This window comes from Rhodanobacter umsongensis (assembly GCF_042654965.1).
GTDB lineage: Bacteria > Pseudomonadota > Gammaproteobacteria > Xanthomonadales > Rhodanobacteraceae > Rhodanobacter > Rhodanobacter umsongensis.
In genome coordinates this window covers 179,102-190,767 of sequence record NZ_JBHSMK010000002.1, presented here as the reverse complement: position 1 = coordinate 190,767, position 11,666 = coordinate 179,102, and the positions used below count along the sequence as shown (strand labels likewise).

The window sequence follows — 11,666 nt, the reverse complement described above, 5'->3', positions numbered from 1 at the left end:
GGTCCCTGACCGGCTTCGGCAAGGCGAGTCGCGACCTTCGCGCACGGCGCGGGCATCACGCCAAGCTGACATGCTGTGGTTTTGAATCCGCACCGGCTCATGCTGTCATCGGCCCGTCCGGCAGTTGTGCAGGACGCCGTGGCCGGTGGATGGAATGCAGCCCTGATATCCACCATTGGAGCACCCTGTGGCAGGAAAACCCACGACGGCCGCTGCATCGGCCGACTCCTCCCATCCAGTGCCGCTGCGCAAGACGCCTACTGGCATCAAGGGACTTGACGCACTGACGCTTGGCGGGATTCCGGCCGGTCGACCAACACTGTTATGCGGCGCCGCCGGCTGCGGCAAAACGCTTTTCTCGATGACCTTCCTGGTCAACGGCGTCACGAAATTCGGCGAGCCGGGCGTGCTCATCAGTTTCGAAGAGCGGTCGCATGATCTGGAAACCAATGTGGCGTCGCTGGGCTATGACGTTGCAGACTTCGTCGAACGGAAACAACTGGTCATCGATCACGTCCACATCGAGCGGTCCGAAATCGAGGAGAGCGGCGAATACGATCTGGAGGGCCTCTTCGTTCGACTTGGCCACGCGATCGATTCCATCGGCGCCAGGCGCGTGGTGCTCGACACCATCGAGGCGCTGTTCTCCGGGCTGGACAACGCGGCCATTCTTCGCTCCGAACTGCGTCGACTGTTCGCATGGCTAAAGGACAAGGGCGTCACCGCGATCATCACCGGTGAACGCGGGGACGGCCAGTTGACCCGCTACGGCATCGAGGAGTACGTATCCGACTGCGTCATCCTGCTGGACAATCGGGTCGAGGATCAGGTCACCACACGGCGCCTGCGCGTGGTGAAGTATCGCGGCTCTTCGCACGGCTCCAACGAGTACCCCTTTCTCATCGACGAGTATGGCATCAGCGTGCTGCCGATCACCTCGGCAGAGCTGAGCCACCAGATTTCGCACCAGTCGGTGCCCACCGGGGTGTCCGGCCTCGACGACATGCTCGGCATTCGCGGCTATTTTCGAGGATCCAGCGTTCTGATATCGGGCCTCGCCGGCACGGGAAAATCGACCTTTGCCTCGGCGTTCGTCAATGCAGCCTGCGAGCGCGGTGAGCGTTGCCTCTATTTCGCGTTCGAGGAATCGCCGGCCCAGATCGTGCGCAACATGGCGTCCGTCGGTCTCGAACTCGGTCGCCACGTCGATGGAGGACTATTGCGTTTCGATGCTGCGCGCCCGAGCCTTTACGGGTTCGAGATGCATCTGGCGCGAATGAACCGCGACATCGAGGAGTTCGCCCCGCACGTCATCGTGGTGGACCCGATCTCCGCATTCCGCGGCCCGTCGTCGGAGATCCATTCGACCCTGATCCGGCTGGCCGACATCTGCAAGAGCAAGGGCATCACCGCCTTGTTCACCAGTCTTTCCTCGTCGGATGAGCGGATGAACGAGAGCGAACTAAGTGTGTCGTCGCTGATGGATACCTGGATATCGCTTGCGGACGTGGACGCGAACGGCGAACGCAACCGGGTGCTCTACCTGCTGAAATCGCGCGGCATGAACCACTCGAAGCAGCTGCGCGAGTACCAGTTGACCGATCATGGCGTTCACATGGTCGACGCGTACGTCGGCCCGGATGGCGTGCTGACGGGCACCGCCCGCATCGCGCAGGAAGCACGGGAACGCAGTGCAGATCTGTCGCGCAAGCAGGCTACCGAGCGGATACGCCGCGAAGTCGCGCGAAAGCGCGCCGCGGTGGATCGGCAGATCGCCGAACTGCGTGCGGCACTGGAAACCGAGGAGATGGAATTGGCGACTCTGATCGAGCAGGAAGAGGCCCGCGAGATCGCTCATGGGTCCGAGCGATCCGACATGGCGAGGATGCGCGGGGTGCGCTCATGATCATCGAGCAATGGAACGATGGTTGCGTCGAGGATGACCAGAACGACTTTTCGGAGCCGGTGCCCGGGGATTACAACCTGCGTCTTTACGTGGCGGGCCAGACACCGAAGTCGTTGGCTGCCATCGCCAACCTCAAGAAGCTTTGCGAGAACAATCTCGCCGGTCGTTACACGATCGAGGTGGTCGATCTCTTTGTCTCGCCGCAGCTGGCGGCAGGCGATCAGATCGTGGCGTTGCCGACCCTCGTTCGGCGACTTCCGCCACCGCTCAAACGCGTCATCGGAGATCTTTCGAACACCGAGCGGGTGCTGGTCGGTCTCGACATTCGCTTCCGAACGGCAAGTTCCACATGACCAGGCGGGAAGGGGATACATCGAACGCCCAGTACAAGCTGCGTCTGTTCATCACCGGATCGACAGCCCGTTCAACGCAGGCGATCGACAACATGCGCCGCATCTGCGCGGAGAACCTCGCGGGCCGTTACGACCTGGAAGTGGTGGACGTCTATCAGGATCCCGAGGCCACCAAGGAGCTGCAGATCATTGCCACGCCGACGCTGGTGAAGATTCTTCCGGAACCATTGCGGCGGATCATCGGCGATCTGTCCGATCGCGAACGCGTGCTCGCCGGGCTCGATCTGGCTCCGTTCGGCGAGGAGGAGAAGGCCCGTTGACGAACCGGCATTCCGAATTCGCGGGCCTCGATCATGCCCGGCTTGTCGAGCTGGAGGACCGGTTGCGCGAGGCCGAGGAAACGCTTGAAGCCATACGCAATGGCGACGTCGATGCGGTGGTGGTGGGCGGCCCAAGCGGTCAGCGTGTCTATACGCTGGAAAACGCCGACCGCCCCTATCGCGTGCTGATCGAGCAGATGCAGGAAGGGGCCGTGACGCTGAGCTGCGAGGGGACGTTGCTCTATTGCAATCAGCGCTTTGCCGCCTTGGTTGGCGCCGATCGTGAAACGCTGATGGGCGAATCGATCGAGCGGTTCCTGTCGAGCAACGAGATCCCCGCGTTTCGCCGGCTGCTGACGGACGGCCGTGGTACGGGCCGCTCGGCCGAGTTCACGTTGCTGGGAGCGAACGGGCCGGTTCCGGTCAATGTGTCCATCGCCGACCTCAGGGTCGACGAGCAGACGCCCAATGTGCTGTGCGGCGTCGTCACCGATCTCACTCACAGTCGTGAGCGAAGCCATGAGCTGGCCGCGGCCAATAGGCGACTGGCCAGCGAAATAGACGAGCGCCGTCGCGTCGAGGACAGCCTGCAGCTCGCGCTCGATGCCGCCGACATGGGGCACTGGGACCTGGACCTTGTAACCGACACCGTAAGGCGGTCGACGCGTTACGACCAGATCTTCGGCTACGCCGACACGGTGAAAGCCTGGGGGCTGCCCATGATGCTTTCCCAGTTCGTTCTTGAAGATCGTGAAGCCGTGCGCGAAGAGTTCCTGCGCGCCGAGAGTTCGGGCCTGGTTGAGATCGAGAAACGCATACATCGCCTGAGAGACGGCGCAACCCGCTGGGTGCAGATCAGGGGTCGAACCTTCTATCTGGATGGCCGCGCGATTCGCATCAGCGGCGTTGTCTGTGACGTCACCGAGCGCCGCCAGGTCGAGGAGCAGCTGCGCCAATCGCAGAAGATGGAAGCCATCGGCCAGCTCACCGGCGGCATCGCGCATGATTTCAACAACCTCCTGATGGTCATCGGCGGCAGCCTGGATCTGATTGAACAGCGTATCGAAAAGGACGGGAGGACGGCGCGTTACCTCGCGGCCGCCAGGCATGGCGTAGCGCGTGGCGCAACGCTCAATCAGCAGCTCCTGGCGTTTTCGCGCCGCCAGGATCTCCACACCGAGGCGATCTGCGTCGACGATCTCCTCAGCACGTTTGCGAACCTCCTCGAGCGCGCTGCCGGCGAAGCGGTGACCATGCGGTTCGAGAAAGCGCCTGAGCCGTGGTATTGCCGCACCGATCCGCATCAGCTGGAAACGGCCATCCTCAATCTCGTCATCAACGCGCGCGATGCCATGCCCCAGGGCGGTACGCTCACGCTGAAAACCGCGATCAGGACGCTGGACTCGAGAGCGGCTTCGGCCAACGGTGCCAGCCCGGGCGACTACGTCGTCGTATCGCTTGCCGACACGGGCGTCGGCATGCGGGCCGAGGTTGTCGACCGGGTGTTCGAGCCGTTCTTCACGACGAAGGAAATCGGCAAGGGCACCGGCCTGGGGCTGAGCCAGGTCTATGGCTTCGCCCGCCAGTGCGGGGGGTTCGTTGCCATCGAAAGCCATCCAGGCGTCGGCACCACCGTGCGCCTTCATCTGCCACGGGCGGCCGGACCCGAAGCAGTCGACGCCGCCGCGGCTCCCGTTGTCGGGGTAAAGGGCAAGGGCGTTGTCCTTGTTGTCGAGGACGACAGCGATGTGCGCGCGGTCGCGAGCAGCCTGCTGGAGAACCTGGGCTATTCGGTGCTGGAGGCGAAGAGCGGGCGCGACGCGCTGAAGCTGATCGACGATGGCGAACGTGTCGATCTGGTCTTTACCGATGTCATCATGCCGGGCGAGATGAACGGCATCGATCTGGTGCGCGAGATGAAGGTCAGGCATGCAGGTATTCCCGTGCTGCTCACCTCCGGCTACACGGCCCAGAGAATGGCCGTGGGTGAGCTGACCGGGGACCTGCACCTCCTGCGCAAACCCTACGCCCAGGTCGACCTCTCGCTGGCAGTGCAGACGGTGATGAACAGTCCCACGTGACGGTCGTGCGGAACTCACCGGATGGCGCAGGCGCTGCACAACCCGGGCGGCAGCGTCGCCGCACCAGGGCCGGGCTGGCATATCGCCGCGGAGCGGCGGTCAGGTTCGCTCATCGGAAAGCGAATCGGCCTGACCGCCCGGCCGATGGTTCGTCGGCGCCAGGTCCTACCGTGATGGCCTGGCGGGCATAGCATCGGCTGCGGCCGGTGCACTCGCCATCCAAAGTTTCGCCGCCGGCTCTCCTCCCAGCATCTGCGCCCGCACCAGCGGGATTGGCGGCCCGCCGTAGCTGAGGAACTGGTCGTGGAACGCCTTCAGCGCGTTCGGGCCGGGGTGTGCCGCGATCCAGTCCTGGCGCAGCTGCATGATCATCAGCTTGCCCATCGTGTAGTTGAGGTAAGCCGGATCGTAGGTGCCGCGTGCCGCCTGCTGGCGGGCATTGCCCGGGTCCTGGAAGGCCTTGTCGCGGAACAGCTGCTCGGACTGCGCGATGGTCATGCCGCCGGTGTGCAGGCCGATGGCGGAGAGGTAGCGCACGTCGCGCAGCAGGGCGTTGGTCAACTGGCCGATATGGACTTCCGGCGTGGCACCTTCCAGGCCGGCGTCGAACATCATTTCCTCGGCGTAGTGCGCCCAGCCTTCGGCGAAGGCATAGCCGACGAACAGCTGGCCGAATTTCCAGTGGGCGCGGTTGGCGTGCAGGAACTGCAGGAAGTGACCCGGCCAGACCTCATGCGCGGAGACGAACAGCAGCGCGGCCTTGCCCGGAACGTAAGCCTGCTGGTCGGCCTTGCTCCAGGTCGGATCTGGCGGGGCGATGTAATAGACCGACGGCAGGTTTCTCTCGTACGGGCCGGGAATCTCGATATAGGCGAAGTTCCAGCGGTTGAATGGCGGCGCCTCTTCGGCCTTGGCCTGCTCGGTGCCCGGGATGCTCACCAGATCCTTGTCGACGATGAACTGGCGCAGGCTCGCCAGCTGCGCTCGCGCGCCTTCCACGGCACCGCCGGCCGGCTTGTCGGCGCTCTCCTTGGCCACGCATGCGCTGAGCGACTTGCCGGGTGCGAACTGATCGCAGGCCGTCTTGAGCGCGGCGAGGTTGCGTTTGAGATCCGACTCGCCGATGGCCTTGAGCTGATCCAACGGCAGGTCGACCCGTTCGGTGGCATGCAGCATTTTCGAGAATTTCCCCGCCCCCAACGCATAGTTCTGGGTGGCCTGGGGTTTCTGCGCTTTCAACCAGTCGGCCAGATCCTGCGAGGCTTTGATCGCCGCGGCATTGCTGGCCCTGAATCGGGCCTGCAGGGCGTCGTCCTTCACAGCGGCAAAGATGCCCGGCACGTCGGTCTTGAAGAAGCTGGCGAAGCCGCCGAACGAGTTGACTCCCACGTCGATGTACGACGCCGGCAGCGGCAGCCCGAGGTTGGCCTTGATCTGCGCCAGTGCCTTGGGCAGCGCCTCCTGGTAGCTGATGAATGCCGCCATGCGCTGGGCCAGCGGCGCGTACGGTCGGGTCAGGTACATGCTCGGCGACAGGTCGCCGGTGTACCAGGTCGGGTTGTTGTGCGGCGCGCCGGATTCCTCCAGCCAGAACAACTGGCCGTCGATCACCGCCAGCACGTAGTCGCGCTGAAAGCGACCTTGTGCGTCGAGCTTGTCGTCGGCGAAGGCGGTGAACGTGCTTCGCTGCGCGTGCAGCCAGTCGGCAGTCGCCTTCAGGCCAGCCGGACTGTAGTCGGGCAGCTTGCCGTCGAATTCGTGCTTGCCGGCGTTGGCGGCGAACACCGGGTTGTGCTCGAACATGCCGGTGAGGAAGGTATCCACGGCCGAGGCCAGCGCTGCGCTGTCGCTGGCGGGCGCAGCGGCGGTGGAGGCCGGGGCGGGAGTCGCTTTCTGCGCGGGAGGCGGTGCGCCGGGCGTGCAGCCGACGAGAAGGACGGTGATGACGGCGGACAGCGTGATGACGCGGAACGGGCGCATGGTCGGCTTCCGTGAGGATGGAAGCGCCGAGCCTAGGTGTTGTAGTGGCGGGGTGCAATCCTCCCGGGAGGCCGGCGCCGTGTCATTCGTGCGAGGCCTGTCGAAGCAGGGCCGGATCCTCGATGATCCTGACGTCGCGGGGAAGCCCTTCGAGGAGCCCGCAGGCCGGCCCGCGAATTGCCCTGCTCAACCCATGGGTAATCCGCACTAAGCCGAAACTGCCCCTGCGTTCCCCAACGCCAGGTCAATGGCGCCGAGCAATTGCGCGCCCCCGAACGGTTTGCGCAGGAATACGCCGCGCGCGGGAATGTCGGCGCACTTCACTTCCGTGTCGGCCGTGATCACGACGACCGCGATGGCGGGGTAATGTTCGATCGCTTTCCGGCATAGGTCGATGCCATTGATGGTACCGGCCAGGATCACGTCGGCGACGATCACGTCGATGCCCGGCGCATTCTGCATGTGGCTCAGCGCGCCGGCGGCGCCTTGCGCGCGGACGGTCTGGTAGCCATCGGTAGCGGACAGGTGCAGGTCGATGGACTCCAGCACCATGTCGTCGTCATCGACAATGAGGACGGTTTTGTCGGTATCCACGGCCAGCCTCGAAATCTGCACGCCCCGATGCAGCATAGACGCAGTCCGGCGCGGAGGGTGAATCGGCGTGCCGTTGCCGGGTTCAACCCTTCACTCAAGCCCCGTGGCCGCGGGATCGTGGCTGGCCTGGCGCTTCAGCAACCACGCCAGCACCGGCGGCGTGACCATGGCGGTGAGCAGCGACATCGCCACGATGATGGCGTAGATGCGGTCGCTGAACACGCCGGCGGCCAGCCCCAGGCTGGCGATCACCACGCCCACCTCGCCGCGCGGCACCATGCCGAAACCGATGATGGTGGCGGCGCGCCGGCCCAGCGACAACGCACCCAGAAACCCGCCGAGCAGCTTGGACACGATCGCGATCACGGTGACCACCGCCAGCATCGCCAATGCCCCGACGCTGGCCAGTTCCGCCAGGTTGACCTTGGCGCCGGTCACCACGAAGAAGAACGGGGTGAGAAACGACAGCAGCGGCAGGGTCTGGTGTTCCAGCTCGTCGCGCTGACGCGTTTCCGAGGCGATCATGCCGGCGAGGAACGCGCCGATGATGGCGGCCAGGCCGAAGCGGGTCGACAGCCACGCCAGCCCCAGGCAGATCGCCAGCACCACGGTCAGCGCGGAGTGCGTGCTGATCGGCGCCTCCAGCCAGGCTGAGCGGTGGCGCATCACCTTCGAGCCACCCCAGCCGATGATCGCCACGAAACCGATCGCGCCGGACAGGGTCAGCAGCAGCGATTGCAGGTCCAGCGAGCCGCCGCCCTGCAGCGACGACACCACGCCGAGCAGCAGCATGGCGAGGATGTCGTCGATCACCGCGGCGCCCAGGATCACCCGGCTCTCGGTTCGCTGCAGCACGCCCAGTTCCTGCAGCACCCGTGCGGTGATGCCGGCCGAGGTGGCGACGAAGGCCGCGGCGACGAACAGCGACTTCACCCATTCGAAGCCCTCGCCGTGCGCCCACAGGGCGCCGGCGCCGAATGGCACGATCACGCCGAGCACCCCGACCAGCAGGGCGCTCTTGCCAACTTTCTTCAGGTCGTCCAGGCGCGTTTCCAGGCCCACTGAGAACAGCAGCAACACCACGCCGATCTCGGCCAGTACGTCCAGCGGCGTACCCGGCAGGATCTGCTCGGGCCTGAGCCAGCCCAGCAGCGACGGACCCACCACGCAGCCGGCGGCGATCTCGCCGACCACGCCGGGGAGTTTCAGGCGTTGGGCGATCTCCGCCCCGATCTGGGCGGCCACGAAGATGATGAACAAGGTGAGCAGGATGTCGGCGGCATGGTGCATCGGTCGTCGTTCCTTCAGGCGATGCCCGAATGCTACACGCCGGTGCTGCCGCTGACGCCGGGCTCAGCCGCCGAACAGCGCGGCGGTCATCCACAGATGCAATGCGATGCTGGCGACATAGCCCAGCGCGATCGCCCAGCTCCAGCGCAGATGGCTCATGAAGGTGTATTGCCCGCGGGCCGCACCCATCAGCGCCACGCCCGCTGCCGACCCCACCGACAGCAGGCTGCCGCCGACGCCGGCGGTCAGCGTGACCAGCAGCCACTGCGCGCCATCCATCGGCGGATTCATCTTGATCACCGCGAACATGATCGGGATGTTGTCGACCAGCGACGACAGCACGCCCATCGCGGCATTGGCCATGGTGGGCCCGAGGTTGCCGTAGAGCTGCTGCGAGGCCAGCTCAAGGTAGCCGAGCGCGGCCAGTCCGCCGACGCAGGCAAACACGCCGTAGAAGAACAGCAGCGTGTCCCACTCGGCGTTGGCGATGATGCGGAAGATCGAATAGCCCTGTTCCTCCATGCCTTGCGCCAGCGCGTAGTGGCGCTGCCGGTAGTCGATGCGGCTGGCCACCAGGTTGAGCAGGGCCAGGCCGGTCAGCATGCCGTAGGCGGCAGGCATCCCCAGCCACTGGCGACCGGCCACGGTGATCGCGATGGTCAGCGCAAACGTCAGGCAGATGCCGATGCCGCCATGCTTGATCCGGCCGTGGCCGTCGGCACCACCGGGCCTGCCGCGGGGCAGGGCGAAGGACATGATCAGCGCGGGTATCGACCAGTTGACCACCGCCGGAAAAAACAGCCGGAAGAAATCGAAGAACTGCGCCTTGTTCGCCTGCCACACCATCAGCGTGGTGATGTCGCCGAACGCGCTCCAGGCGCCACCGGCATTTGCTGCCACCACCAGGTTGATCATCGCCAGCGTGATGAAGCGCGCGTTGCCGGCGCCCACCGCCAGGATCACCGCCGACATCACCAGCGCGGTAGTCATGTTGTCCAGCACCGGCGAAAGCAGGAACGCCAGCAGGCCGGTGATCCAGAACAGCGAGCGGTAGCTGAAGCCGCGCCGGGTCAGCTGCGAACGCAACGCCTCGAACACGCCGCGCTCGCCCATCGCGGTGACATACGTCATCGCCACGACCAGGAAGAAGAAGATCTCCGCGTATTCGAGGAACATCGTCTCGAACGCTTGCCGGGCCAGCGTGGCGTCACCACCCGGCCCCCCGGCTTTCCAGGCGATCATGCCCCAGATCAACGCCGCCGCCAGCATCACCGGCTTGGATTTGGCGATGTGGATACGCTCCTCGAAAACCACCGCCACATACGCCAGCACGAACAACGCCAGCGCAAGCCAGCCGACCGGGTGCCGCACCAGGTGAAAGTTCACGTCGACGGATTCGGCGGCGAATACCGACGTGCTGGCAAATATGGTGGCCAGGGCGGCAAACCAGCGCATGGAAGATCCTCAAGAGAAGCTGCAGGTGATCGCCGCACAGCGTATCAGGCGCTCGCGGGCCGCTGCCGCTACGGGCGTGTCGGTGGCGGCGCCGCGACGGCCGGCGCACGGTCGACGCGGAGCCGGCTGAACACGCGGCTTGCCGCGGCCGTGATCACCGCCAGCAACAAGACCGTCCAGCGGAACGCCACGACGTAGTCGTCGTGGGCGTGCCCCTGCAGCAGCGCTTCCATCAGCAACGTGGCCAACGCGATGCCGAAGCTCATCGCGAGGTACTGCACGGTCGAGGCCATCGACGAAACCATCGAGGCGTGCTGGATATCGACATCGTGGTAGATCAGGGTGTTCATCGCGGTGTATTGCAGCCCCGCGAAACAGCCGTAACCGAAGGTCAGCAGGACAATCAGCCAGACCGGCGAAGTCGGGCCGAGCAGGGCGAACGTGGCGAGCAGCATGGCCACGATCACCGTGTTGCCGAGCAGCAGGCGCCGGTAGCCGTAGTGCACCAGGGCCCGGTTGATCATCCATTTGGCGCTGATCGAACCCACCGCCTGCGGCACCATCATCAAGCCGGCCATCAGCGGCGACCAGCCGCAGCCCACCTGCAGAAACAGCACCAGCAGCAGGAACATGCCGGAGATGCCGAGCCGGGTGAACAGGCCACCAGCCAGCGCCACCCACACGCTGCGCACGCGCAACAGCCGCAGATCCGCCACCGGATACGGCGTGCGCCGGCTGTGCCACACGTAGACCGCGCCCAGCAGCAGCGCGAGCATGCCGCACAGTCCGATCCGCGCCCATGGCACCGGATGGCTGCCGGCCAGTTCCGAGGCGGTCAGCAGCAACGCGGAGGCGGCGGCAAACAGCAGGAAGCCCAGCAGGTCGAAACGGTTGGCGCGATCGAGCCGGTAGTCGGGCATGTCGCGTTTGTTCATCCACACGCCTGCGATCGCCACCGGCACGTTGATCAGAAAGATCAGCCGCCACGAGGTGAACTGCACCAGCGCGCCGCCGAGCAGCGGCCCCAGCACCGAGCCGAGCAGGCCGAACGTGGCCACGGTACTCATCGCGTGCACGAACTCGTGCTTGTCGATGCTGCGCACCAGCACATAGCGGCCCACCGGCATCAGCGAGGCGCCGCCGATGCCCTGCAACACCCGTGCGGCGACGAGTTGGGGCAGGGTCTGCGCGACCCCGCACAGCAACGAGCCCACGCCGAACACGACGATGGCGATGCCGAAGACGCGGCGCGTGCCGAGGCGATCGCACAACCAGGGGCTGGCGGGAATCAGGATCGCCAGGGTCAGCACGTAGCTGGTCAACGCGGTGCGCATGCCCAGCGGCGTCACCGCCAGCGCCTGGGCCATCGCCGGTACGGCTGTGTTGACCACGGTCGAATCCAGCGCCTGCATGAAGAACGCTGCAGCAACCAGCCACAGCAGGCCACGGAAGCGCTCGCGCGACGATATCCCGGACGTGTCGGCGGAGGCCGGCGCTGGCTTGGAGACAGCAGCGGCGGCAGCGTGGGGGTCCGCGGCGGCTTGGGGAGGCATCGCCGCGCATGATACCTGCTACGACAGCTTGCTTTTCACAGGGGGTATCAGCAGAGTCAGCCTTGTTTCATCAGCCAGTCATGCCCAGATAGTCATGGCGGCCATTCACGACCCCACGCGCCGGAACGGTTACG

General features: G+C 65.4%; 9 protein-coding genes. 4 read left to right on the top strand and 5 right to left on the bottom strand.

What is annotated here, in order from left to right; all coding sequences use genetic code 11:
* Positions 1 to 187 precede the first annotated feature (187 nt).
* Genes kaiC through ACFPME_RS00860 form a run of 4 tightly spaced genes read left to right on the top strand, consistent with a single transcriptional unit; the run spans position 188 to position 4,660 of the window.
* Complete coding sequence (kaiC, locus tag ACFPME_RS00875; protein WP_377301084.1) at positions 188 to 1,906, top strand: circadian clock protein KaiC; 1,719 nt, start codon at positions 188 to 190, stop codon at positions 1,904 to 1,906.
* Positions 1,903 to 2,259 (top strand): circadian clock KaiB family protein, encoded by a 357-nt coding sequence (locus tag ACFPME_RS00870; RefSeq protein WP_377301082.1) that lies wholly within the window; start codon positions 1,903 to 1,905, stop codon positions 2,257 to 2,259. The genes kaiC and ACFPME_RS00870 overlap by 4 nt, the downstream gene beginning before the upstream one ends.
* The gene (locus ACFPME_RS00865) at positions 2,256 to 2,579 is read left to right on the top strand and encodes a circadian clock KaiB family protein (RefSeq protein WP_377301080.1); all 324 of its coding nucleotides are present in this window, start codon (positions 2,256 to 2,258) and stop codon (positions 2,577 to 2,579) included. The genes ACFPME_RS00870 and ACFPME_RS00865 overlap by 4 nt, the downstream gene beginning before the upstream one ends.
* The gene (locus tag ACFPME_RS00860; RefSeq protein WP_377301078.1) at positions 2,576 to 4,660 is read left to right on the top strand and encodes a hybrid sensor histidine kinase/response regulator; all 2,085 of its coding nucleotides are present in this window, start codon (positions 2,576 to 2,578) and stop codon (positions 4,658 to 4,660) included. The genes ACFPME_RS00865 and ACFPME_RS00860 overlap by 4 nt, the downstream gene beginning before the upstream one ends.
* 165 nt (positions 4,661 to 4,825) lie before the next feature.
* Here ACFPME_RS00860 and ACFPME_RS00855 read toward each other — a convergent pair whose 3' ends face one another.
* From ACFPME_RS00855 to ACFPME_RS00835, 5 genes are all read right to left on the bottom strand, one after another.
* Positions 4,826 to 6,640: a DUF885 domain-containing protein gene (locus tag ACFPME_RS00855; RefSeq protein WP_377301076.1), complete on the bottom strand. Its 1,815-nt coding sequence runs from the start codon at positions 6,638 to 6,640 to the stop codon at positions 4,826 to 4,828.
* Between the two features lie 207 nt (positions 6,641 to 6,847).
* Complete coding sequence (locus ACFPME_RS00850) at positions 6,848 to 7,234, bottom strand: response regulator (protein WP_377301074.1); 387 nt, start codon at positions 7,232 to 7,234, stop codon at positions 6,848 to 6,850.
* Positions 7,235 to 7,324: 90 nt separating this feature from the next.
* Positions 7,325 to 8,524, bottom strand: a complete 1,200-nt coding sequence (locus ACFPME_RS00845; protein ID WP_377301072.1) for a cation:proton antiporter — start codon at positions 8,522 to 8,524, stop codon at positions 7,325 to 7,327.
* Positions 8,525 to 8,587: 63 nt separating this feature from the next.
* A complete protein-coding gene (gene nhaD / locus ACFPME_RS00840; protein ID WP_377301070.1) occupies positions 8,588 to 9,979 on the bottom strand; it encodes a sodium:proton antiporter NhaD in 1,392 nt (463 codons plus the stop codon).
* 68 nt (positions 9,980 to 10,047) lie between these two features.
* Positions 10,048 to 11,532: an MFS transporter gene (locus ACFPME_RS00835; RefSeq protein WP_377301068.1), complete on the bottom strand. Its 1,485-nt coding sequence runs from the start codon at positions 11,530 to 11,532 to the stop codon at positions 10,048 to 10,050.
* Positions 11,533 to 11,666: the final 134 nt, after the last annotated feature.

Coding starts and splice junctions, on each gene's coding strand:
- ACFPME_RS00835 (WP_377301068.1), bottom strand. CDS start 11,532: ATGCCTCCCCAAGCCGCCGCGGACCCCCACGCTGCCGCCGCTGCTGTC.
- ACFPME_RS00870 (WP_377301082.1), top strand. CDS start 1,903: ATGATCATCGAGCAATGGAACGATGGTTGCGTCGAGGATGACCAGAAC.
- nhaD (WP_377301070.1), bottom strand. CDS start 9,979: ATGCGCTGGTTTGCCGCCCTGGCCACCATATTTGCCAGCACGTCGGTA.
- ACFPME_RS00855 (WP_377301076.1), bottom strand. CDS start 6,640: ATGCGCCCGTTCCGCGTCATCACGCTGTCCGCCGTCATCACCGTCCTT.
- ACFPME_RS00865 (WP_377301080.1), top strand. CDS start 2,256: ATGACCAGGCGGGAAGGGGATACATCGAACGCCCAGTACAAGCTGCGT.
- ACFPME_RS00845 (WP_377301072.1), bottom strand. CDS start 8,524: ATGCACCATGCCGCCGACATCCTGCTCACCTTGTTCATCATCTTCGTG.